Source organism: uncultured Holdemanella sp. (genome assembly GCF_934772795.1).
Lineage (GTDB): Bacteria > Bacillota_I > Bacilli_A > Erysipelotrichales > Erysipelotrichaceae > Holdemanella.
The window spans coordinates 1-22,877 of record NZ_CAKVMR010000037.1 but is presented as its reverse complement, the minus strand read 5'-3'; the positions used below and the strand labels follow the sequence as shown (position 1 = coordinate 22,877).

The window sequence follows — 22,877 nt, the reverse complement described above, 5'->3', positions numbered from 1 at the left end:
TGTAGAGCCGTATACGAGACCCGTACGTACGGTTCAACGGGAGGGGCGATAATTTTATTTTATCCCTCTACCCTATTGGATTCTTGTTAAGCATACCTAACTAAAAAAAGTTCACAAATCAACTAAATAGATAGTTTTATGTTAACGAATGCGTTATACTAATACTGATAGCGCATTCTTTTTATTTTTTAATTCATAATAATAAACGCAAAAAAGAGATAGGCTTTTTATGCGCTGATTTGTGAGTAAAATAACAAGAATCTATGAGGAGGAGTTTAGAAAATGAATAATTTTCCACATTTATTTGAACCAATTGAAATTGGTAAAACAACAGTAAAAAACCGTATTTTTATGCCACCTATTTCAACTAACATGGCCGATAAAGGGTATGTAACAGATGATTTAGTGGCACACTATTCTGCACGTGCAAAAGGTGGAGTCGGACTTATCGTTACTGAAGTAGTAACTGTAGAACCAACTTATGTATATCTTCCTGGAGATATGTCAATTTATGATGATAGCTTTATTCCAGGATGGAAAAAATTGGTAGATGGCGTACACCAATATGGAACTAAAATCTTAGCACAATTGTTCCACCCAGCTTATATGGCTTTCCCAGTACCGGGAACACCTCAATTGATTGCACCAAGCTGTGTGGGTCCTTACTATGCAAAAAGTGCTCCAAGACCAGCAACCATTGAAGAATTACATACAATCGTTGATCAATTTGGTCAAGCGGCTCATCGTGTTCAGATTGCGGGTGGCGATGGTGTTGAAATTCAATGTGCGCATGCCCACGGATTATTAGGTGGTTTTTTAACACCTTTATATAATAAACGTACAGATGAATATGGTGGAAATATTGATGGACGTTTACGCCTATGTTTAGAAGTTATCGCATCCGTTCGTAAATATTGTGGAGATGACTTTATTATTGATGTTCGTATTAGTGGTGATGAATATAGTGAAGGTGGATTGACATTAAATGATCAAATCTATGTTTGTAAGCAACTAGAAAAAGCTGGAGTTGATTTTATTCACGTATCTGGTGGAAACACAATCAAACGTGGATCAAGTATGCCTGCTCCAGGAACAAGTGCGGCACCTCACGCTCACTCTAGTGAAGAAATTAAAAAACATGTAAATATTCCTGTTGCGACTGTCGCACGTATCAATGAACCTTGGATGGCCGAAGAATTAATCGCAAATGGAAAATGTGATATGTGTATGATTGGACGTCCAAACTTATGTGATAGTGAATTCGCAAATAAAGCATTTGAAGGAAAAGTAGACGACATTCGTCCATGTATTGGATGTGGACGTTGTTTAACAGGTATCATGATGGGTAAACGAATTGGATGTACAGTAAATCCAAGTGTTGAAGATGATACGATTGAAGAAGCTACAGATAAGAAAAAAGTATTAGTCATCGGTGGTGGTCCTGCTGGTATGGAAGCAGCTTATGTTGCAAAAAAACGTGGACACGAAGTTGTTCTTTGTGAAAAATCAAATGAACTTGGTGGACAATTAAGACTTGCAGCGGTTCCAATTGCGAAACAAGAATTGTGTAAAGTTATTAAATTTATGATTCGTCGTTTAGATCATGAAGGTATCGATGTTCGTTTAAATACAGAAGTCACAAAAGAAATGCTTGAAAATGAATTCAAAGATTACGAAATCGTATGTTCAAGTGGAGCTACCCCAAAAGAAATTCCTCCATTCAAAGTATTCAAGAATTGGATGACAGCCGACGATGTATTGTCAGGAAAGAAATATCCAGGACGTAATATTGTTGTATTAGGTGGTGGAAGTGTTGGATGTGAAACAGCTGATTATTTAGCACCATTAATTAACGACTTATTCCCAATGAATCGTAAGATTACATTATTAGAAATGACAAATAACTTAATGCCTGGTGAAGGTGGAGCTGCAAAATCTAGATTGACTCAAAGATTGATGCAGAAAGGTGTTCGCATCGAATTGAATGCACAAGTAACAAGTGTAGATGAAGATTCAATTACGTATGTAAAAGAGGGTGTTGAACACAAAATCACAGAAGCGGATACTTTAATTTTCGCAGTTGGATATGCACCTAAGAAAGTGGAAGTAGAAGGCGAAAATGTACACTATATTGGTGATTGTGAAAAAGTGGGAACTTTAAAAGATGCGATCACAAATGCGCATGAAATTGCGAAAAATATCTAGGAGAAATTATGACAAGTAAATTACTACAACCAATCCAAGTTGGTAAGTTAACTTTTAAAAATAGAATTATGTTTCCCCCTTTGACAACAGGATATGAAGAAAGAGATGGATCGATTGGTCCTCGTTCATTAGCTTTCTATACAAGACTTGCCAAAGGTGGATGTTCATATATTGTTATTGGTGACGTGGCTCCGGTACGTACGGCAAGTCCTACACCAAAACTATATGATGAATCACAAATTGAAATGTATAAAAAATTGGCAGATGCCTTACATGAACACGATTGTAAAGTCGCTTTACAATTGTTCCACCCAGAATATGATGTTCAAGGTGTAGGAAAAATGATCATGGAAGCTGGTATTGCAGGTCAATTGGCGGCAAAAGCGAAAGCTGCCAATGATTTAGAAGAGGCTGAAAAACAACAAAAGATCTGTGATGAAAAGACAAAGGGTGCATACACAAAATTACACCACGATATGCAGCACTTTGTGACAGAGGCTAGTGTTGAACAATTAACCGCAATTAAAAATAGTATAGCTGAATGTGCAAGAAAAGCACAAAAAGCAGGTATTGATGCGATTGAAATTCATGGTGACCGTCTACTTGGTTCATTGTGTTCTACATTATTAAATCATCGTACAGATAACTATGGTGGTAGCTTAGAAAATCGTACGCGTTATGCATTAGAAGTTTTACAAGCAATTAAAGAAGCTGCTCCTGGAATGATGGTCGAATATAAACTTCCGATTATTACAGTCAATCCAGATGGATCTTTACGTGGTAAAGGTGGTTTATTAGAAGATGAAGCTGTTGAATTTGCGAAAATGCTAGATGCAGCGGGAATCGATATGATTCAGGTGGCTCAGGCAAACCACACAGGAAACATGGGAGATACAATTCCTCCTATGGGTGCAGTTCCATACAACTGGACTTTAGGTGCTTGTGAAAAAGTGAAAGCCGTTGTACATTGTCCTGTGGCAACAGTGGGTCGTGTAGTCAGTGTGGAAGCTGGAGAAAAGATCTTAGAAGATGGTACAGCCGATATGATTGGTTATGGACGAAGTTTATTAACGGATCCAGATATCGCAAATAAAGTAGGCTCAGGTGAATGCATTCGTGAATGTTTGAACTGTAATAAAGGTTGTGTGGATGCCATCCAATCTCGTCGTTATTTAAGTTGTGTATTAAATGCAGAAAATGGAGATGAAGAAACAATCTTCATTAAACCTTGTACAGAAACGAAGAATGTCGCAATTGTTGGTGCAGGTCTTGCAGGTCTTGAGGCAGCTCGTGTAGCTTATAAACGTGGACATACAGTAACTGTATTTGAAAAATCAGATCGTTTGGGTGGACAAATCAATATTGCTTCCGTTCCACCTAGAAAAGATGAAATCTTACGTTCAGTTCAATATTATGAAAAATTATTACCAGGTAAAGTAGATATTCAATTGAATCACGAACCAACAATGGAAGAATTAAATGGATTTGATCATGTGATCTTAGCTATCGGTGCTCATAATATGGATCTTCCTATGCATGTAGAAAATTCAAATGTTGTATCAAGCTGGGATATCTTGAATGGTCAAGAAGTATCTGGTAAATGTGTTGTCTTAGGTGGAGGCTTAGTAGGTGCTGAAACGGCTGAATATTTGGCAAATAAAGGCCTTGAAGTTTCAATTGTTGAAATGATGGATAAGATTGCGGCACAAGAATCTGAAACAGTATTACCATTGATGGAAGCTGATTTTGAAAAGCACAATGTTTTAAAATTTGTGAATACACGTGTTAGTGAAATTAAAGATAATGTCATCTATGCAGTGAATACAAAAGAAGAGACAAATGTTGAAATTACAGCCGATACAATCGTAAATGCGTTAGGTTCTAAAAAGAATGTATTTGATGATAGTCAATTAACTGTTCCATTTACTTATGTGGGAGACTGCAGTGGTGAAAGAACAGCGGATATCGCCAGTGCAATTCGTACAGGATATAAGGCTGCCAATGAAATCTAAGAGGGTGTGAAAACACCTTCTTTTTTTTGCAAAAAAATGACCGTGGTTCATAAATATATAAATCATATATAATATATATCTCAAAACGGTATAAAAATAATGACCAAAGGCCATAAAATTTACACATTTTGAAATTTGTCTATTACAAACCCCCTTTTAAAGAACTAGAATGAGCTTATAAAGAAACCGGAGGAAGAGTTATGAATTTTAGTTCTTTACAGAGTAGTGTTCAAAAATTTGGTATGAACCAAGCGTTAAAATATTTAGAGAAGGATCCTGAAACAAATATTCCTAAATTAATGAATCTTGTAGATAAGGTTATGCCAGAAGGTTGGTATGATTCGCAACGTAAATTGATTCGTGAACAAATTGATGAAAAAGGTGTTTGGTATGACTATATTTTAAAATTGTATGATTTAGATGCAGGTGTGCGTCAAGCTGTATTTAAAAACTTTATTTTTAATGCGTCATTAAATGGTAGTACCAAACAAGAAGAATTGTCTGAAAAATATAATTGTAATATTCCTTGGGCTGTACTATTAGATCCAACATCCGCATGTAACTTACATTGTACAGGTTGTTGGGCAGCCGAATATGGACATCAATTAAATTTATCTTTAGATGATATTGATTCAATTATTCGTCAAGGAAAAGAATTAGGTACTTATATGTATATATATACGGGTGGAGAACCATTAACACGTAAAAAGGATGTTATTAAGATTTGTGAAATGCATCCAGACTGTGCTTTCTTATCTTTCACAAATGGTACTTTGATTGATGAAGAATTCTGTCAGGATATGTTGCGTGTGAAAAACTTTGTTCCGGCTATTAGCTTGGAAGGTTTTGAAACGGCCAATGATTCTAGACGTGGTAAAGGATGCTATGAAAATGTAAAGCGTGCCATGGAATTATTAAAGAAACATAAGCTACCTTTTGGAATTAGTACTTGTTATACAAGTGTAAATTATAAAGATATTGCGAGTGATGAATTCTTTGATTTAATGATTGATTCAGGTGCTTTATTCTGCTGGTTCTTCCACTATATGCCAGTAGGCAATGGAGCTGTTAAAGAATTGCTTCCAACACCAGAACAAAGAGCGTATGTGTATCACCAGATTCGTAAGTTCAGAAGTGAAAAGCCAATCTTTACTATGGATTTTCAAAATGATGCTCAATATGTTGGTGGATGTATCGCCGGAGGTAGAAGATATCTACATATCAATGCCAAGGGGGATGTAGAGCCATGTGTATTCATTCATTATTCAAACTGTAATATTCATGATACGACATTGCTAGATGCATTAAGATCTCCTTTGTTCCAAGCTTACCATGACAATCAACCATTTAACGAAAATATGTTGAGACCTTGTCCAACTCTTGAAAATGCAGGTCGTATTCAAGAGTTGGTTAAACAAAGTAAGGCTGTCAATACAGATTATGAATCTCCAGAAGATGTGGATCACTTATTAGAAAAAACGGTTCCTTATGCCAAAGACTGGAAGCCAATGGCCGATAAGCTTTGGAGTGAACAAAAAAAGTAGACAAATTAAAAAAATGAGTTTAAAATTTTCAGCTAAGAAGGAGGGATGTTATGAAAAAGAATAATAAACGTTTTTCGGGAATATCCAAACTTCCAAATGGAAATACTTCAAATAAAATCGTTCCAGGATGTATTGTTCTTGAAGGCGGAGCTTTTCGAGGACTCTATACATCAGGAGTATTAGATGCTCTAATGCAGTTTGAAATCAATATGCAGTGTACGGTTGGTACAAGTGCAGGAGCACTAAATGGATTTAACTACGTGGCTGGTCAAATTGGTCGTAGTGCTAGAATTAATTTAGGGTATCGCCATGATTCTCGATATGTTGGTTTAGAAGCTTTCAAAAACAACAAGGGAATCATAGGATTTGATTTTCTGATCAAGGGTACACAGTATTTTGATCCATTGAATACGCCTCGTTTTATGAATCCTACGCGTGATTTTATTGCGGTATGTACAAATTGTAAAACGGGAAGACCGGAATATTTTAGTAAAAATAAAACGCAAGATATTTTTAAGGCAGTCCAGGCCAGTGCAACTATGCCTTATGTTTCAAAGATGGTTGAAATTGGTGATGGATTATATTTGGATGGTGGCTGTAGCGATAAGATTGCGTATCAATGGGCATTGGATCATGATTATAAGAAAATTATTGTAGTTCGTACGCGTCAAAGAGAGTATCGCAAGAGTGAAGCGAATCCTTTAGTTCAAAGAATGACAAAAAGATTGTATGCAGGCTATCCAGCTTTAGAACAGAAGTTGGAATCGATGAATAGTGACTACAATAAGCAGTGTGATGAATTGATCCAACTTGAAAATGAAGGTAGGATCTTTACGATTGCCCCAAGCAAGCCAGTGAATGTATCGCGTGTAGAGGGGGATGTGGATAAATTAGCGGATCTTTACTACATGGGATATTTGGATGGCTTGAATCAGATTCAAAGAGTGAAAGAATATTTAGAAATTGATTAAGAGGCAATGCCTCTTTTTCATTTTGTGCTAGAATAAGTGTAGGTGATTTTTATGGTACAAGAAAAACAACAAGAAATTGTAAATGAATTATTAAACTATATGGATACATTAGAAGATGGTAGTGAAGTGAGTACTTGGGATTTAATGGATGAAGTATTTAACTATCAGCGTTTTAATGATGGGTATTGTTTTAATGATTTTAAAATCAGCGAAGAAGAATTTATTTCGCTTGATTCACTATTAAAGGAAAGCGCAATGAAAGAGGGATTCTTTATTGATGACTCTATTTATCAAGATGTGATTGGGGCTTTTCCTTTTAGCTTGACATTTGTAGTAAGGAAATAGGTATGAAAAAATTAGAAACATTGATTCAAGAATTATATCAAGAGGGAACTCGAGAAAAGAATATGGAGGTTCTTTCGCGTATTCGTAAATTGGCTAAGGAACAAAAACAATTTATTATTCCAGTTGGCGATGCGAATGGAGAAAAGGTCTATCGAAGATTATCTTTAGATGATGGTCAAGATGTATTTGTCGCTTTTACGACGCAGGCTCAAGTGGATTTGGGTCAAGCTACAGAAACATTAAATCAAAGTGTAATGGATGTACTCAATATGGTGCATGATACACAAGGTGTAAGTGGTGTTGTATTAAATCCTTGGAAAGATTCATATTTTTTACCAAAGGTTTTGATTGAAATGATTTTGGATAATAAAAATCTTGAGAGTGAAATCAAAGTTATCAAAGGAGATATCACAACTTTTGATGGAGATTGTATTGTCAATGCAGCTAATGAATCACTTTTAGGTGGCGGTGGTGTTGATGGTGCCATTCATAGAGCGGCGGGTCCCATGTTGCTAGAAGAGTGTCGATTATTAAATGGTTGTCAAACAGGGCAGGCCAAGATTACAAAAGGATATGATTTAAAGGCAAAGTATGTGATTCATACTGTGGGTCCGATTTATTCGGGTAAACATAAAGATGAGCATATGTTGAGGGATTGTTATTGGAATAGTTTGAGTTTAGCTCGTAAGTATGATATTCATACAATCGCATTTCCTGCTATTTCATGTGGTGTTTATGGCTATCCTGTAGAAAAGGCAGTGCCACTTGTGTTAAAGACGATTGCGGATTGGTTGGATGCGAATAGTGATTATACAATGAAGATCAGTTTGTATTGTTTTGATGATGAAACGACAAAGGAATATCAGAAATATACATCGTATCAGGGAGAGTAGTCTTCCTGATTCTTTTTATTATCTATTTAGAAAATATTCTAAATAGACTTGAAATGTTTTTTCTTATAGAGTATAATCTATTTAGAAATATTTCTAAATAGTAAATAGGTGGTGATACTTTGTTTGAAAAAACATTTAAAGCATTAGGCGCTCCAGTACGAAGAGACATATTGAACTTATTGAAAAAAGGCAAGATGTCAGCTGGAGATATTGCGAGTCATTTTGATATGAGCCAGGCTACGGTTTCTTATCATTTGTCGCTTTTAAAGGATGCGGGTTTGATTAGTGAAGAGAAGGATAAGAATTTTATTTTTTATCAAATCAACGCATCGGTATTTGAAGAGATGTTGTGTTATTTTAAATCTTTTATTGGAGGGAATGATGATGTTGAAAAATAAATGGTTTAAGTTTAGTTTAGTTTTGTTTCTAATTCCGTTGATATTGAATCTAGTTTTCTATAAACAACTACCGGATGTTGTGCCAACTCATTTTGATGTGAATGGTCAAGTCGATGGAACAATGCCTAAGTTTATGGGATTGTTTGGTATGTTGTTTTTGTGTTTGGCAATTCATATATTTACTTGTTTTGTGACGGTAAAAGATCCAAAAAGAAGTAATATTCCGGATTTTATGATGAATATTCTATTTATGATTTGTCCTGTCATTTGTATTGTGACAAGTATGACGATTATTTATTTTGGTTTGGGATATTCGTTTGATGTAAGTTTTGTGATGAATATCTTAGTTGGCGTTTTATTGATAGTACTCGGTAATTATTTGCCGAAAGTAAAACGAAATTATGCGGTTGGAATTAAAACATCTTGGGCATTAAATAGTGATGAAAACTGGGTGTTGTCAAATCGTGTGGGTGGCTATTGTATGGTCGTTGCTGGAATCTTATTTATAATACTTGGATTACTCGGTTATGTGACGATGGGAATTGTTGTGATTCTTGTGGCGACTATTATTCCATGTATTTATAGTTATGTATTATTTAAGCGAGGAATTTAAAATCCTCGCTTGATTTCGTTTTGAATGCATCTGAATAAGACTTGAATGGTTTCAATAATCATTTTCTTTGTTTGACTATCCACATTTTGAATGGATTTGATGATTTCAACCATGTCGATATTCCTTCTTAAGTCTTTTGGATTTTCATAATCGGAAAAGATAGAATAGATGGTATCAATGACTTGTTTGCGGGTATTGACATCAATGGATTTAAGCCAATTGGATAGAGTGGCTTGGGTATGTTTGGAGAGTTGATCATTTTGTTTGAGATAAATAAAGTCTCCATTTTCAACACACCAAGTAAATGGATCATGTTGAAGGATAGATATGGCATCACTTTGAATGATTTGATAGTTGGTTGTTTCTTCTAGAATGAGTCCGAATACACTAGATTGTGGTATGGTCTTAAATATTTTTTTATCGGTTTGATAAGGTGTAAGAAAGCCAGGTCCATCATGGTTGTATATGCAATAAATTGGATTGTGTGTATGAATGCCTGCATATAGGGCTAGATTTGCTCCTTTGGAGTGTCCGCCTAAGATGACTTTATGTTTTGTCTTATAGTTATTCACATAGTTTAAGGCAGAAATTTGACTAGGAATATTTTCTTGAAAACATAGGTTGAAATCTTCTTTCCATCCTACAAAACTAGCATCGGTTCCTCTAAAGGCAATGTAGTCAATTTGGTTGGGTAAGTGAAGTGTCATGGCACAGAATTGTTTTTCGTTGCCTTTGTCAAAGTTAAATTGAAAATCTGAAATTGTAATGGCTTCATATCGAAGGCAATGTACGAATTGAATGAATAATTCTTCATTTAATTCAGGTACTCGTGTATTAGTGCATAAATCATTGATTTCATTTTCAAAGTCAGCTAATAAATGAATTTCGGATTCAATGTCAATACTTGAGTTTTCAAATTTAATATAGGAAATTTGTGAGAGAATCAAAGAATCGACATTATTAAATGGGTATTCTTCAAGGGTCAAGTTTCCGTATTCTTTAATATAGTCAATGATGTTTTTCATAGTTTTATTTTAGTTCATAAATACATTTATTGAAATATGTTCATCACGATTTTTAAAATAATCCAAGTTCGTATACAATAAGGTTAGTGAAGGTGGATTGTTATGTTGATATTTGGGATTTTAAGTATTTTTCTTAGTTTAGACGTATTTGTATGTGCATTAGAGCAGGGGGCTACAATTCGTAATATTCGTTTTTCAAAAGTGTTAAGTTATGGCTTGATTTTTGCACTATGCAGTGCAGGCATGTTTTTATTAGGACATGGAATGTCTATGTATATATTTGGTCGTCCTTGGGCAACGTTAAATAAGTATGTTGCGATTTTTGTGTTTTTAATTCTAGGAATTGGAATGGTCATCTATAGTTTTAAGCGTGGAAAGTTTGTGGAAAGATTAAAAGAGTTTGATACAAAGGAAATTATTAAGCTTGCGTTAATTGGTGGCTTGGATTGTTTCTTAGTTGGAGTTGGTTGTTATTACATGAATCTTCCTTTTTTGATGGAATCATTCGTCTTATTTTTAATTGTTCTTTGTGGGTATATGATTCATTTCTATATTGGATATTATAATGGGGCTGGATATCAAAAGGCTTATTATTTTCTTTGTGGAGCGGTATACTTATTTATGAGTTTATCATTAATTTTCAGATTAATTCGATTGTAGAGGTGATTTCATGACATTTAATGAAAAGGTGACAATGAAAGATCTTCTGAGCGAAGGATTATATATTTTAATGCAACAAAAGCCTTTTGAAAAGATTACAATCAAACAGATTTGCGATAAAACGGGTGTTATTCGTGGAACTTTTTATAATCATTTCATGGATAAGTATGAGGCATTGGAATATTTGATTCATCGTATGTTTTTTAAGGGGTTTGAAAATCAAACGAATCCTCAAATCATCAAACATATTTTTCAAACGGTAAGTGATAATCGAGACTTCTTTAAGTCTTGTTACAGAATCACAGGTCAGAATGGTTTTGAAGACTTGATGAGTAATGTGTTTAAAGAAATATTTAGAAATGTATTTTCTTATTTAGATGTGAGTGGAATGGATTCAAGGTTCACAGTGGATTTTCTAGTGGATTATTATGCGAATGATTTATTGTACTTTTTAAAGTATTGGATCCAACATAATTTTGAACCGGATGTAGAAACATATTATGCCAAGATAGATGTCTTATTTAAAAACAGTATTAAAGAATTAAATATTCGATATATGGATAAATCTTAAATTGACAAATTGTGTATTGTCTAGTAGGATAAAAGCGTATAAAAAGGCAATGAAGAGGGCGAGTACCTTTTAGAAATACTTTAGAGAGCTTTTGGTTGGTGAAAAAAAGCGTAGGACTAATTGGGAATAAAGACTTGGAGCTATTTGTATTTCCTGCATTAAAGGAAGCGCTGTTTATAGACAGTGACTAAGGCTGGGCAAAGTGATTTGTCTGGTAAATTAGGGTGGTAACACGAGCACTTCGTCCCTTTGTGGCAAGTGCCTTTTTTTATGGATAAAAGAAAAAGGAGAAAACAATGGAAAAGTTAACGCAACAAGAACAAGTTCGTCGTCAGAAGATGCAAGATTTGATTGACATGGGTATTGATCCATTTGGATCTCGTTATGATCGTACTTCAAATTCGGGTATTATCAAATCATCTTATGAAGACAAGACAAAAGAAGAATTAGATGAATTACAAGTAACAGTTAAAATTGCAGGTCGTATCATGACGAAGCGTCGTCAGGGTAAGGCTGGTTTTATGAACATTCAGGATCGTGAAGGTCAAATTCAGATTTATGTTCGTAAAGATGAAATTGGTGATGATCAATATGAAATCTTCAAGAAAAATGATATTGGAGATATTGTAGGTATTGAGGGTACTGTCATGAAGACAGATCATGGACAATTGTCTGTTCGTGCTAAAAACTATACTCATCTTTCAAAATCTCTTCGTCCATTACCAGAAAAATTCCATGGTTTAACAGATGTTGAAGAGCGTTTCCGTCGTCGTTATGTAGACTTGATCATGAATCCAGAAGCTAAGCGTATTGCACTAACAAGACCAAAAATTATTCGTGCAATTCAACACTATTTGGATGGTCAAGGTTTAGTTGAAGTTGAAACTCCAGTAATGCAGCCAATCTTAGGTGGTGCAAGTGCAAGACCTTTCGTAACTCACCACAACGCATTAAATATGGATTTCTATTTGCGTATTGCGACTGAATTACCATTGAAACGTTTAATCGTTGGTGGTTTAGAAGGTGTTTATGAAATTGGACGTTTATTCCGTAATGAAGGAATGGATGCGATGCATAACCCTGAATTTACTACTGTAGAAGCTTATGTTGCCTATAGTGATTTACATGGAATGATGGACTTGATTGAAGGTTTATTTGATTCTGTCGCAAATGAAGTATTGGGTACTACAGATATCACTTATCAAGGGACTCAATTATCATTAAAGGCTCCTTTTAAACGTATTCACATGGTTGATGCGATCAAAGAAGCTTGTGGTGTAGATTTCTGGCAAGATATGAGTTATGAAGAAGCTGTTAAATTGGCTGAGGAACATGATATTGAAGTTGAAAAGATCCATAATACAGTTGGACACATCATCAACTTATTCTTTGAAAAATATGTTGAAGAAACAATTGTACAACCAACATTTGTATATGGTCACCCAACATCAATTTCTCCATTAGCTAAAAAGAATACAAAAGATCCTAGATTTGCGGATCGTTATGAATTATTCATTTGTGGACACGAATATGCGAACGCATTCTCTGAATTAAATGATCCAATTGATCAAAGAGAACGTTTCGAAAAACAATTAGAGCTTCGTGAATTAGGTGATGATGAAGCTAACGAAGTCGATACAGATTATGTAGAAGCATTGGAATATGGTCTTCCTCCAACTGGTGGTGTAGGACTTGGAATTGACCGTTTCGTTATGTTGTTGACAGATCAAAGAACAATTCGTGAAGTATTATTATTCCCTCACATGAAGAAACAATAAGAAAAAAGGCTTTATATAAAGAGATATTTGCAATTTAACAAATAAATTTACGACATATTTACGACAAGATAGAAGATACTCAAAAAAGAGATTTCAAATATTATTGATTTAATCTTAATAAATGAAATCTCTTTTTAATATGTAATAAAAAACAATAAATTATTTTTTATTATTATATTCGTGGAATTGAGTTATGAGTTTAGTGATAATTTCCCTTTGCTCTTCAGTTAGGTCATATTTCTGTATTTCTTTATTGTCGGATATTCCAAGCAAGTAATCTGAAGAAACATTAAAAAAATTACATATTTTGATTAATACTTCAATGGAAGGATATTTTAAACCTTTCTCATATGCTGATATTGAACTTTTTACTAAATCGACAGCTTCAGCAAGTTCTAATTGGGTTAATCGTTTAGACTTTCTTAAATCTTTTAATCTAGTTCCAAAATAAATCATCTATATCACCTAATATAAATGATATATATTATAAGTACACTATAAATCGATTAATATACTATAAGTTGATTTTTAAGGTTGTCTTATTTATAATTTTGTATGAAAAGAAAATTTAGAAAAGTGAGTGATATGTATGATTGAGTATAATTTTGATTGTAAAGAAGTTGTTATTAGTGAACTATTAAAATTAAATGATTTCTCAGGGTGTGAAAAAATAAAAGAATTTATTAGACTTTATCAAGTGGTAGAAGATGAAAAGAAGAAAAATCTACTTAAATTAAATCTGTATAAACTGTCAGGACAATTAGATGTACGACATATACGAGAATTTGATTGTGATTCTTGTGAAGATGTTACTGAAGTTTATAATAAAGCTTATAAATGGTTAAATGATTATAATATCGAGAAACAAAGAAATAAAACAGTAAAATATGAATTAGTTAAAGATGATGTATATTATCGTGGGGATACAATGACAAGTCCATTAACTCCTTTGAAAAGATATTTTGTTTTACAAGGATTTGATGAAAAAACTATAAGAAAGAATTTTGATGATTTTGTACTTGATAATATAAGTAATATAAATATTTCAGAAAATGCTTCTAATTTTATTTGTAACACACACAGTATTGGAAACTTCTTTCCAGTTCCCCAAGGATTCAATACAGGAAGAAGTAATTTTGGAAAATGGGATTCATGGGATTTAGTAATGAAGCAGATTTATCTATGGTTTCAAGATAATCCAAATATAAGTGTTCAAACAAATAATACTGCATTGACTAAATTGTTATCTAATTCAAAGAATGTAGGTGACGCAGTAAATCATTGTGTTCAATGGCTGAAAAATTTTTCTGATTGGAAAGACTTTGTTAATAGCAATCATTTAAACTCATATGTAGATTCAAAAGGGAAGCCAATTTCATTCTTTAAAAATCATTCTCTGGAAAATCCATTACCCAATACATTAGAGGAAATGGAAGAATTCTTCAAAAATGCAAATAATTGTATTTTAAAAAGAGGGATTGAAATAGATAAGAAGCTGAATTCTGATTCTGAAATAATAAATGATACGAAAATAAGTTATAAAGATGATTTAATTCAAAAGGTAAAAAATCTAAGAATAAAAAATATTGATAGTATAATAATGACTTTAACGAAATGGATTCCCATTCTATATGCAGTTGTATTGTTTGTCTTATACTATATTACTAAAGATAAAGAAAATAGTATTTTTGCCTATGGGATGAAACCAGTAAATATTTTCTCAAAAACAATATTTATAAATATTATACTCTTTTCTTTGGGTGTAGCTTTGATGATTTCATATAAAAGAGCGTTAGAAAATAAGAATTGGAAGTATAAAAAGTTATTAAAGTTTATAATGTATATCGGAAGTTTTGGGCTGACTTTTTCATTGCTCACAATAACTTTATACGATGCTAATGTGATTGTTCCATTAATAAATAGATTACCAAATATTTTTGGATATTCAATGGCTGTACTGATATTTAATATATTAACGGGATTGTTTTATTTGGTAACTCTCATTAGTGTTGTTTGTTTTATTGTTTCTATTATATTTAGTTTGATATTAGAGGAATCTCGAGAAACATTATTTAGGGTACTATATAGAGTATTAGAATTAATTTTAATTGCTTTTATATTAAATTTTGCTGTTTTATTCTTTGATAATTGGAAGTTGTTTATAGTAATAGGAATAGCTATAATAATATTCTTTATCTTACCTGCTCTATTTAGCTCTGGGGAAGATGGATTATTAAAATTGATTGATTCTAAAGGAAATGTCTTAGCTGTTTTTAAGAAACATGATTAAATGAAATAAGAAATATAAAAGGATGGTTATATGAAAAATATACAAAGTTTGTGCATATTAGGCATAGTTTTCTCACTCCTGTTAACTGGTTGTAGTAATGTCGATGATAAATCACAAAATAAGAAACTAAAAGAAAAAAACATAGTAAATAAAATAAATAAAGGAAATTTAAAAAATACATACTCTACGAATTATGGAGAAGCCAATGCGATTACATTTCCTTCATTCTCATTTGATTATCCAGAAGGATGGAAAGTTGAAACTGAAGAAATTACCCCTTCTTCAGAAAGAGTAGTTATATCGAATAATAAAGGAGTAGAAGTAACTTATTGGTATTTTGGCGGTGCAAGAGAATTAACAGGAGCAACGCGTGCTATTAATGTTGTTGATGTAACGAAGGTAACAGATGCAAATTTCATTCCCGAATATGTACAAGCAGAAGATCACTCGTCTTTGGGGAATTTTGTGGTAGGGAAACTTGATACTAAAGAACAATGTGATATGTTAGGAGATGGAGAGTTTAAAAAGGTTGAAGATGATATTATTAGATATGCTCTTTTGCCAGAGAGTGAAATGGGACAAAAAGAAGAAATGTTAATAGCTGGTTTACCTACATTTTCTTTTTGGTACTCTGGGCATATATCATTAATAGCAAGTTCAGAATCTGGAAAGTTTAGTGACAAAGAAGAAAAAGAAGTAGTCTCAATTATATCAAGTTTTAGGACTACAACAAATGAAAAAGATGATAATAACTCTGATTACATAAAGACTATTGATGATTTATGGGATAAACTTAAAGGTAAATGGAAATTTGAAGAATATATTATGAATGGAGAAAATATAGGTAATGAAGAACATGTTCTAGAATTACGATATATCGATAATAAACCTGCATTATCAAGAATTTATGATGAACAAGATGTTAATATTTTCTTTTATGATTTTTCAATTGCAGACATTAACCATTATACAGCTTATGTATATAAAAGAGATGCGTACGGTGAAGAGTCCCCTGCTAATTGGGGAGATGATGTTGTGGTTGTATCATATTCTTTTGATTTAACAAATATCTCAAATGATATATTATCAATTGATTATAAAATTATGTTTGACAATGGATTTATAGATACTCACACATATAAGTATAGTAAAATAAAATAAATAAAAAAGTGGAACTGAAAGACATAAATTGTCAATCAGTTCCATTTTTTTTCTCTTTGAATGATGTCTAATTTATAAATATAGTCTAATGTAGAACTTAAGAGTTTTGCCTTTTCTTTTATTGTATCATCATCTGATAATAAATAGGCTGTGTGATATTCATCCAAGTCTTTTTTTAATAAATTTCTGGTACGCAATCCTAAAGAATTATCGTTAGGAAAGTAAGGAGATAGAAAAGAATGAAAATCTGGTAAAAGTATCTCGTTTAAAGATTTTTCAAGCCCTCTATATGATTTAGTGTTATTGCAAAAATTATTAAACATTTTAATAAAGTTATCTTTACATTTAGCGTATAAAAACTTAATAGCGTTTCGTTTTGAAATACTGTATTTATTGAAAACCAAATCTTCACTAATTCCTAATTCAAGAAAAAAAGGTGAACTCGATTTATCACTATAATCAAATAGTCTGTCAATAAGAATCTCATAGAAACTTAGACATTGTGCAAAAGGTACATAGTCTGATAATAATAATGTAACTTTGTCTATATAGTTTTTAGAATCAAATGAAGCTTTAATTAATAAAGAGAACAGCTCATACATATAATCTTCTCTTTCTGACTTGGTTCCCCATAAAGCTTCTACTTCATTGTTAAATAAGTTGCATTCAACAAGATTTTTTATGAATTTATTTGTAACCAGATACTTATTGTTTTTTGTCAATTTAAAGTTAATCACTTTACTCACAATACTTTCATCATATGGGCTTATCTGTGAGTATGTATAGTTAGAGGATTGTATTTTATTTTTTATTCTTTTGTGTGTTTTTTTTATAAAAAACTCTGCTAAATCATTCACGTGTGCCTCCTTGTACATGGGTATTTTTTCTAAATTATAACACATTAACCCCCATTTAAACACCCATGATTCATGTATAATTAAATCAGGATAATTATCCTAAATTATCACTCTAGAGGATTATGTAGAAAGGAGAAGAGAGCTATGCAAGCAAGAATTGCTGGTAAAAGTGTTGTGAATTTCAAAAATCCAGAAGGTCAAACAATAACTGGTGTGAATCTCTATATTTTGTTTGAAGACAGTAATACAGAAGGTCTAAAAGCAGAAAAAGTATTTGTTAAAGAAGAAATTAAAATTCCAGTTCTACAACAGAACGATTTAGTAGAAATATTTTTCAACATGAAAGGCAAAGTGGAACGAGTGGAAAAAATCACAAAATAAACTCATGTGTATATATAGGGATGTGTACAGTCTCTTTATATACCATTAATGAAGGAGAAAATAAAATGAAAAAAAAGAAAAATGATAAATTCGCCGTTGCATGTGCATTTGAAATATTACACGAGTGTATATCTATTGATCACATAGAAGACTGTAACGAAATATGCAAATCTCTTGAATCATATGACGAATTATCTAAAGAATGTCTTAAAAGCAATGATTTATCAGATGAGTTTTTAAAAGATGTTCAAAGATATATTGATAATTACATATTACCTATTCTAGAAGAAGATTATTGGGATTTTATTAAAAAGGAAGAATATGGAAAAGTCAATGACAAAGGTTTTTTCGAAATAAATTCTGAAGAATCGGCAGAAAAAATTTGCTTAGAATTCATGGGCAATTCGCTAAATTTAGCAAAAGAGCTATTAAATGTATTTTCTAAATATCTTAGATAGTATTTGAGAAAAGGGTAATTCCCTTTTCTCAATTAAAATAGGAGGTTATTATGAACGCATTACTTGAAAAGAAACTACAACGAACTAAAAATAGATATAGGATTTTTCTGGGTTTACATGAATTAAGAAACAGACCGATTTATAATTTAATTTGGATTCCTGTTATTTTGATAATAATTGCATTTGAGTATATTAAAACAATATATGTATCAAATTTTAATGTTCCTTTAATTTTGACTTCAGCTTTCTCGGTAGCAGAAAAAACTCTATCTTTTATTATTCCTGTTATCTTGATATATAGTGTTATTTATTTGGTGGGAGAATTAGTGGCAAGAGAAGATGAAAGTGAATTAGAGGGATTCGTAAATAAACATTCAAAAGAGGGTTATGCAATATTAGTATATAAAAAATCCATTAAGGGTAATAAAGCTAATGTGAGAGAATTTTATACAAATATTCCATTACATATCTGGGTTGAAAATCGTAAAGATGTTGAACATTTTCTAAATTGCAAAATTAAGGAAGAGGATATTACTTACTCTAAAAGAGGTTTTATAAAATTCACATCATCAAAAGGGATATTTTCAAAAGAAAGTGACCTACTGTATGACGACATCTGAAAGTAATTTGAATGTAGCCTACGATTACGATGAATATGTATATTATGGAAATAAAGTGAGTATTACTTCTCCTATTGATGGAACTAGCAACTCACATATGCTTCTAACTGGAATGAGTGGGTCAGCTAAGAGTTCATGTCTACTTGTGATTTTTGGTAGACTTATACAACTTGAAGAACAGGGGATATATTATTTTGCAGATTTCAAACAAGATGATATGTTTGAATTTTTACGGGGGACAAAAAGGTATTATCCTTTTAAAAGGTGTGCTGAAGCGGTTGATGTTGTTTATGAAATATTATTAAAACGGCAATCTGGAGAAGATAAAACCAGATATCCAGTAACTCTAATATTTGATGAATATGTAGCCTGCATTCTTTATCTATTTGAAATTGATAAAAAGAAGGCTGAAATTGTAATGAATAAAATTTCAACATTGCTTATGCTTGGGCGATCGCTTCGTATTAGGGTTATAGCTACTTGTCAGCGTCCAGACGCTTCAGTGTTTAAAAATGGTTCTCGTTTAAATTTTGGGATAATTATAGTTTTAGGTGCTTCAATAAAAAGTATTTATGAAATGCTTTTACCTAAAGAATACATTGAAGCAATAGGGAATAGAAAGTTTAAGACAGGGGAAGGTGTGGTGTTGTTGCAAAGCTCAGTGTTGCACTTTGTAAAAATACCAATCATTCGCAATAAAGATAAACTTGAAGAATTGTGTGTAGCTGGATTATCTAAATAACAAATAAGAATAGCTGTGGCGAAGCCACAGGCTATTCTTACAAGTTGTGCTAGTATTACCACAACTTGAAAACAACAAACATAAAATACATTTTTAAAGATTTATAAATATTTATGAAGATATATAATGTGCAAAATTTGAATGAACAAAATGCACAGATTGGTGGTGTTATTATCGACAAACAATCATATATGTACCAACTGACTATAAATAATCCTATTGAAAAAGGCTATACACATGACAATATTAAAAGTAAAATCATTGATAATTTTCGGACTATTACTTATTTCTGCATGGCAGATGAAATGGGGGCTACATTTCATACACATATATTTATAGTATTTACTTCTAGAGTACGCTGGTCAAAAATTAAAAGACACTTCTCTGATGTTCATATAGAAGCTTGCAAAGGTTCAGTATCTGATAATATTCTCTACATAAAGAAGGAGGGTAAATGGTTAGATGATTTAAAAAATGATCAGAAGATTGATGATTCCTTCGAAGAATTTGGAACTCCACCTCCAGATTCTAAAGGGAAAAGAAGTGATTTATCTGAATTATATCGTATGATACAAGATAACATGTCAAATTCTGAAATAATACATTCAAATCAGGATTATATTCTACAAATTGATAAACTAGATAAAATAAGAAATATCATTCTTATCGATAAATACAAAGATACTCTTAGGTTAAATTTAGAGGTTGTCTATATATTTGGGGCTACTGGAACTGGAAAGACAAGATATGTAATGGAAAACTCTGGCTATTCTAATGTGTATAGAGTTACGGATTACATACATCCATTTGATAGTTATTCATGTCAACCTGTGATATGCTTTGATGAATTCAGGTCATCAATAAATATATCTAATATGCTTATGTACTGTGATGTATACCCAGTGGAGTTACAATCTAGATACTCAAATAAGGTTGCATGTTATTCTAAAGTGTTTATAGTTAGTAATTGGCCTTTAGAAAAACAGTATTCTGAAGCACAAATTAATGACATAGATACATGGTTAGCTTTTTTAAGAAGGATCACTAAAGTGTTGATTTTTGGAAAAAATGGTACTCAAGAATTTAACACTGTAAAAGAGTATTTTGATTCTTTGAATGGTAAAGGGGGGGAGTCCTATGAAGAAGGATGTGCCGATTTCTGATAAAGCGTTATTAACATTAGATGAAGCTTCTTCTTATTTTAATATAGGAATTAATAAATTAAGGGAACTTACAAATAGTGAAGATTGTAAATTTGTTATATGGTGTGGAAATAAACGCTTGATTAAGAAAAATATGTTTTGTGAGTACTTGGAGAAACAGTATTCAATATAAAAATGCACAGTAGACAAATTGAACACACTTGATATAATTTAAATATGAGTGTGTTCTTTTTGTTGTAAATATATAACAGAAAGGAAGATGACATGTCAGTTAAACGGAGAAAAGATTCTAAAAACAGGATTTTAAAGGAGGGAGAATACGAACGTTCAAATAAAACATATGAATTTAAATGGACAGATAAAACAGGTAAGCGTCATTCAATATATGCTAAAACTCTTGAAGAACTAAGAGAAAAAGAAATAGATATCTTAAGAGATACTTTAAATGGTATAAAAGTTAATGATAAAAACCTAACAGTTAATGACTTTTATAAAAAGTGGGAAAGTCTAAAAAAAGGATTAAAAAACAATACATTTCAAAATTATAAGTATATGTATAATCAATTTGCTAAATACCAGATAGGTAATATAAAAGTGTGCGAGTTGAAAAGGACAGATGTTAGAAGTTTTTATAATATGCTTTTAGATACTCGCCATTTAAAAGTGAGGACTATTGAATGTTTACATACTGTTATACATCAAATATTAGAATTAGCAGTAGAAGATGATTGTATAAGATATAATCCTTCAGATAATGCTTTAAAAGAGTTGAAACGAGCGCACAACAAAGATGTTGAAAAAAGAAAAGCATTTACTAAAGATGAACAAAAAATATTTGAGAACTATCTAAAAAAAAAGGGGGTAAATCATAGGTGGTATTCAGTATTTATTGTAATGCTTTGGACAGGATTACGTGTCGGGGAGCTTACTGGATTAACATGGAACGATATTGATTTTGAAAACAATACAATAACCGTATCCCATACATTAGTCTATTATGATAAAGGTGGTAAAGGCAGATGTGGTTATGCAATTCACACACCTAAGACTAATGCTGGAAATAGAGTAGTTCCAATGATTGAAAAAGTAAGATTAGCTTTATTAGAAGAACGAGCTTATCAAAAAGAATTAGGGATTAAATGTGTTGCTAACATAGACGGATATACAGATTTTGTTTTTATTAATAGATATGGAACTACACATAATCAAGCGACACTTAATAAGGCTTTGCGAAGAATTATAAGAGATTGTAATTATGAGATTATGGATAAGGGTAATGCTAATTCAATTATTCTCCCTAATGTTTCAAATCATTCGTTAAGGCATACATTCACAACTAGAATGCTAGAAGCTGGAGTAAATGTAAAAGTTATGCAAGAAGTTTTAGGACATTCAGACGCACAAACAACGATGAATATATATGCTGAAGCAAAACAGGATTTTACAAAAGAAGAAATAAATAAATTTGAAAAGTACTTTAATTAATTATGATATACGACAAATATACGACAGATTTACGACTAAATATAAAGAATTATTAATACATATAAAAATAAAGTTAAATAGCAACTTATCAAATAAACACTAATAAAGGGATATAAAGTATTTTAATGACTAGACTTTGTATTCCCTCACATGAAGAACTTAGGGGATTCAAACAAGAAAGCATAAGCTAAAAAACCAGTGGAAGCTGCACCTGTAAAGGTTGATTTTTCTAATGTAAAAATTGACCCAATCTTCACAGATATGGTAGATTTTGAAACATTCTCAAAATCAGATTTCCGAGCTGTTAAGATTTTAGCTTGTGAAGCAGTAGAAAAATCTAAGAAGCTATTAAAGTTCACTTTAGATGACTGCCAACGTAAAGATCGCGTAATTTTAAGCGGAATTCACGATTATTATGAATCAGAAGAATTGGTTGGAAAGACTGCAATTGCGATTGTAAACTTACCACCAAGATAAATGATGGGTATTAATTCTGAAGGTATGTTGATCTCAGCTGTACATGAAGAAAATGGTCATGAAGGACTAAACTTATTGATGGTTGATGACAATATTCCTGCAGGAGCTAAGCTTTACTAAATAGCGTAGCATATTGATTTAACTATTGAACAGGGTAACCAAAATCATTTAGGGTTTTAGCGCAATCATTTGGGGCCTAGTTCGGGGTCTGTGAATATTCGTTAAAAT

25 protein-coding genes and 1 other annotated feature are annotated in these 22,877 nt (G+C 32.1%); of the genes, 22 read left to right on the top strand and 3 right to left on the bottom strand.

The genetic code is table 11. From position 1 onward, the window contains the following. The first annotated feature begins 282 nt into the window (after positions 1-282). The 8 genes from Q0F04_RS07745 (at position 283) to Q0F04_RS07710 (ending at position 8,981) form a co-directional block, all read left to right on the top strand. Entirely contained in the window at positions 283-2,205 is a 1,923-nt protein-coding gene (locus Q0F04_RS07745) for an FAD-dependent oxidoreductase (RefSeq protein ID WP_295752017.1), read from the top strand. A gap of 8 nt (positions 2,206-2,213) precedes the next feature. Next, the gene (gene bilR, locus Q0F04_RS07740; protein ID WP_295752015.1) at positions 2,214-4,217 is read left to right on the top strand and encodes a bilirubin reductase, long form; all 2,004 of its coding nucleotides are present in this window, start codon (positions 2,214-2,216) and stop codon (positions 4,215-4,217) included. A gap of 200 nt (positions 4,218-4,417) precedes the next feature. Beyond that, the gene (locus Q0F04_RS07735) at positions 4,418-5,761 is read left to right on the top strand and encodes a radical SAM protein (protein ID WP_295752013.1); all 1,344 of its coding nucleotides are present in this window, start codon (positions 4,418-4,420) and stop codon (positions 5,759-5,761) included. A gap of 50 nt (positions 5,762-5,811) precedes the next feature. Next, complete coding sequence (locus Q0F04_RS07730) at positions 5,812-6,732, top strand: patatin family protein (protein ID WP_295752011.1); 921 nt, start codon at positions 5,812-5,814, stop codon at positions 6,730-6,732. Between the two features lie 51 nt (positions 6,733-6,783). Continuing rightward, positions 6,784-7,077, top strand: coding sequence for a hypothetical protein (locus Q0F04_RS07725; protein ID WP_295752009.1), 294 nt, complete (start codon positions 6,784-6,786; stop codon positions 7,075-7,077). Between the two features lie 2 nt (positions 7,078-7,079). Beyond that, positions 7,080-7,970: an O-acetyl-ADP-ribose deacetylase gene (locus Q0F04_RS07720; RefSeq protein WP_295752006.1), complete on the top strand. Its 891-nt coding sequence runs from the start codon at positions 7,080-7,082 to the stop codon at positions 7,968-7,970. A 119-nt stretch (positions 7,971-8,089) separates the two neighbouring features. After that, positions 8,090-8,368, top strand: a complete 279-nt coding sequence (locus Q0F04_RS07715; protein WP_295752003.1) for an autorepressor SdpR family transcription factor — start codon at positions 8,090-8,092, stop codon at positions 8,366-8,368. Then, a complete protein-coding gene (locus tag Q0F04_RS07710; protein ID WP_295752000.1) occupies positions 8,355-8,981 on the top strand; it encodes an SdpI family protein in 627 nt (208 codons plus the stop codon). Before Q0F04_RS07715 ends, Q0F04_RS07710 begins: the two co-directional genes overlap by 14 nt. Here Q0F04_RS07710 and Q0F04_RS07705 read toward each other — a convergent pair. After that, positions 8,978-10,006, bottom strand: a complete 1,029-nt coding sequence (locus tag Q0F04_RS07705; protein WP_295751997.1) for an Mbeg1-like protein — start codon at positions 10,004-10,006, stop codon at positions 8,978-8,980. The two genes, Q0F04_RS07710 and Q0F04_RS07705, sit on opposite strands and share 4 nt — an antisense overlap. Positions 10,007-10,108: 102 nt before the next feature. On the opposite strand from Q0F04_RS07705, the gene Q0F04_RS07700 reads away from it, so the two are divergent. The 3 genes from Q0F04_RS07700 (at position 10,109) to lysS (ending at position 13,015) form a co-directional block, all read left to right on the top strand. Then, the gene (locus Q0F04_RS07700; RefSeq protein WP_295751994.1) at positions 10,109-10,666 is read left to right on the top strand and encodes a manganese efflux pump; all 558 of its coding nucleotides are present in this window, start codon (positions 10,109-10,111) and stop codon (positions 10,664-10,666) included. Positions 10,667-10,676: 10 nt separating this feature from the next. Continuing rightward, on the top strand, positions 10,677-11,237 hold the full coding sequence (locus Q0F04_RS07695; RefSeq protein WP_117570858.1) for a TetR/AcrR family transcriptional regulator C-terminal domain-containing protein: 561 nt from the start codon (positions 10,677-10,679) through the stop codon (positions 11,235-11,237). Between the two features lie 40 nt (positions 11,238-11,277). Then, positions 11,278-11,489, top strand: a binding site (T-box leader). Between the two features lie 44 nt (positions 11,490-11,533). Beyond that, on the top strand, positions 11,534-13,015 hold the full coding sequence (gene lysS, locus Q0F04_RS07690) for a lysine--tRNA ligase (protein WP_295751991.1): 1,482 nt from the start codon (positions 11,534-11,536) through the stop codon (positions 13,013-13,015). 159 nt (positions 13,016-13,174) lie between these two features. Here the strand turns inward: lysS and Q0F04_RS07685 are convergent, their stop codons facing one another. Further along, positions 13,175-13,471, bottom strand: a complete 297-nt coding sequence (locus Q0F04_RS07685; protein ID WP_295751988.1) for a helix-turn-helix transcriptional regulator — start codon at positions 13,469-13,471, stop codon at positions 13,175-13,177. Positions 13,472-13,604: 133 nt separating this feature from the next. On the opposite strand from Q0F04_RS07685, the gene Q0F04_RS07680 reads away from it, so the two are divergent. After that, positions 13,605-15,305 carry a hypothetical protein gene (locus Q0F04_RS07680; RefSeq protein ID WP_295751985.1) on the top strand — a complete coding sequence of 567 codons (1,701 nt, stop codon included), beginning with the start codon at positions 13,605-13,607 and terminating at the stop codon, positions 15,303-15,305. Between the two features lie 30 nt (positions 15,306-15,335). After that, entirely contained in the window at positions 15,336-16,466 is a 1,131-nt protein-coding gene (locus Q0F04_RS07675) for a hypothetical protein (RefSeq protein WP_295751982.1), read from the top strand. Between the two features lie 35 nt (positions 16,467-16,501). Here the strand turns inward: Q0F04_RS07675 and Q0F04_RS07670 are convergent, their stop codons facing one another. Then, positions 16,502-17,323 (bottom strand): hypothetical protein, encoded by an 822-nt coding sequence (locus tag Q0F04_RS07670; RefSeq protein ID WP_295751979.1) that lies wholly within the window; start codon positions 17,321-17,323, stop codon positions 16,502-16,504. Between the two features lie 144 nt (positions 17,324-17,467). Between Q0F04_RS07670 and Q0F04_RS07665 the strand changes: the two genes are divergently transcribed. From Q0F04_RS07665 to Q0F04_RS11915, 9 genes are all read left to right on the top strand, one after another. Beyond that, positions 17,468-17,704 carry a hypothetical protein gene (locus tag Q0F04_RS07665; RefSeq protein ID WP_270465048.1) on the top strand — a complete coding sequence of 79 codons (237 nt, stop codon included), beginning with the start codon at positions 17,468-17,470 and terminating at the stop codon, positions 17,702-17,704. Positions 17,705-17,769: 65 nt separating this feature from the next. Beyond that, positions 17,770-18,162 carry a hypothetical protein gene (locus tag Q0F04_RS07660; protein WP_295751974.1) on the top strand — a complete coding sequence of 131 codons (393 nt, stop codon included), beginning with the start codon at positions 17,770-17,772 and terminating at the stop codon, positions 18,160-18,162. A gap of 50 nt (positions 18,163-18,212) precedes the next feature. After that, positions 18,213-18,782 carry a hypothetical protein gene (locus Q0F04_RS07655; protein ID WP_270465044.1) on the top strand — a complete coding sequence of 190 codons (570 nt, stop codon included), beginning with the start codon at positions 18,213-18,215 and terminating at the stop codon, positions 18,780-18,782. Then, on the top strand, positions 18,769-19,524 hold the full coding sequence (locus Q0F04_RS07650; RefSeq protein ID WP_295751968.1) for a hypothetical protein: 756 nt from the start codon (positions 18,769-18,771) through the stop codon (positions 19,522-19,524). The genes Q0F04_RS07655 and Q0F04_RS07650 overlap by 14 nt, the downstream gene beginning before the upstream one ends. 137 nt (positions 19,525-19,661) lie before the next feature. Then, the gene (locus Q0F04_RS07645; RefSeq protein ID WP_295751966.1) at positions 19,662-20,687 is read left to right on the top strand and encodes a replication protein; all 1,026 of its coding nucleotides are present in this window, start codon (positions 19,662-19,664) and stop codon (positions 20,685-20,687) included. Next, positions 20,662-20,859 carry an excisionase gene (locus tag Q0F04_RS07640; protein WP_295751963.1) on the top strand — a complete coding sequence of 66 codons (198 nt, stop codon included), beginning with the start codon at positions 20,662-20,664 and terminating at the stop codon, positions 20,857-20,859. The genes Q0F04_RS07645 and Q0F04_RS07640 overlap by 26 nt, the downstream gene beginning before the upstream one ends. Positions 20,860-20,951: 92 nt before the next feature. Beyond that, the gene (locus Q0F04_RS07635) at positions 20,952-22,172 is read left to right on the top strand and encodes a tyrosine-type recombinase/integrase (RefSeq protein WP_295751960.1); all 1,221 of its coding nucleotides are present in this window, start codon (positions 20,952-20,954) and stop codon (positions 22,170-22,172) included. Positions 22,173-22,370: 198 nt separating this feature from the next. Continuing rightward, positions 22,371-22,649 carry a hypothetical protein gene (locus tag Q0F04_RS07630; RefSeq protein ID WP_295751957.1) on the top strand — a complete coding sequence of 93 codons (279 nt, stop codon included), beginning with the start codon at positions 22,371-22,373 and terminating at the stop codon, positions 22,647-22,649. Beyond that, positions 22,650-22,769, top strand: a complete 120-nt coding sequence (locus Q0F04_RS11915; RefSeq protein WP_366510378.1) for a tRNA-binding protein — start codon at positions 22,650-22,652, stop codon at positions 22,767-22,769. Positions 22,770-22,877 lie beyond the last annotated feature (108 nt).

Coding starts and splice junctions, on each gene's coding strand:
- Q0F04_RS07640 (WP_295751963.1), top strand. CDS start 20,662: ATGAAGAAGGATGTGCCGATTTCTGATAAAGCGTTATTAACATTAGAT.
- lysS (WP_295751991.1), top strand. CDS start 11,534: ATGGAAAAGTTAACGCAACAAGAACAAGTTCGTCGTCAGAAGATGCAA.
- Q0F04_RS07665 (WP_270465048.1), top strand. CDS start 17,468: ATGCAAGCAAGAATTGCTGGTAAAAGTGTTGTGAATTTCAAAAATCCA.
- Q0F04_RS07730 (WP_295752011.1), top strand. CDS start 5,812: ATGAAAAAGAATAATAAACGTTTTTCGGGAATATCCAAACTTCCAAAT.
- Q0F04_RS07675 (WP_295751982.1), top strand. CDS start 15,336: ATGAAAAATATACAAAGTTTGTGCATATTAGGCATAGTTTTCTCACTC.
- Q0F04_RS07705 (WP_295751997.1), bottom strand. CDS start 10,006: ATGAAAAACATCATTGACTATATTAAAGAATACGGAAACTTGACCCTT.
- Q0F04_RS07650 (WP_295751968.1), top strand. CDS start 18,769: ATGACGACATCTGAAAGTAATTTGAATGTAGCCTACGATTACGATGAA.
- bilR (WP_295752015.1), top strand. CDS start 2,214: ATGACAAGTAAATTACTACAACCAATCCAAGTTGGTAAGTTAACTTTT.
- Q0F04_RS07680 (WP_295751985.1), top strand. CDS start 13,605: ATGATTGAGTATAATTTTGATTGTAAAGAAGTTGTTATTAGTGAACTA.
- Q0F04_RS07725 (WP_295752009.1), top strand. CDS start 6,784: ATGGTACAAGAAAAACAACAAGAAATTGTAAATGAATTATTAAACTAT.
- Q0F04_RS07735 (WP_295752013.1), top strand. CDS start 4,418: ATGAATTTTAGTTCTTTACAGAGTAGTGTTCAAAAATTTGGTATGAAC.
- Q0F04_RS07655 (WP_270465044.1), top strand. CDS start 18,213: ATGAACGCATTACTTGAAAAGAAACTACAACGAACTAAAAATAGATAT.
- Q0F04_RS11915 (WP_366510378.1), top strand. CDS start 22,650: ATGATGGGTATTAATTCTGAAGGTATGTTGATCTCAGCTGTACATGAA.
- Q0F04_RS07700 (WP_295751994.1), top strand. CDS start 10,109: ATGTTGATATTTGGGATTTTAAGTATTTTTCTTAGTTTAGACGTATTT.
- Q0F04_RS07695 (WP_117570858.1), top strand. CDS start 10,677: ATGACATTTAATGAAAAGGTGACAATGAAAGATCTTCTGAGCGAAGGA.
- Q0F04_RS07660 (WP_295751974.1), top strand. CDS start 17,770: ATGAAAAAAAAGAAAAATGATAAATTCGCCGTTGCATGTGCATTTGAA.
- Q0F04_RS07720 (WP_295752006.1), top strand. CDS start 7,080: ATGAAAAAATTAGAAACATTGATTCAAGAATTATATCAAGAGGGAACT.
- Q0F04_RS07745 (WP_295752017.1), top strand. CDS start 283: ATGAATAATTTTCCACATTTATTTGAACCAATTGAAATTGGTAAAACA.
- Q0F04_RS07635 (WP_295751960.1), top strand. CDS start 20,952: ATGTCAGTTAAACGGAGAAAAGATTCTAAAAACAGGATTTTAAAGGAG.
- Q0F04_RS07685 (WP_295751988.1), bottom strand. CDS start 13,471: ATGATTTATTTTGGAACTAGATTAAAAGATTTAAGAAAGTCTAAACGA.
- Q0F04_RS07710 (WP_295752000.1), top strand. CDS start 8,355: ATGTTGAAAAATAAATGGTTTAAGTTTAGTTTAGTTTTGTTTCTAATT.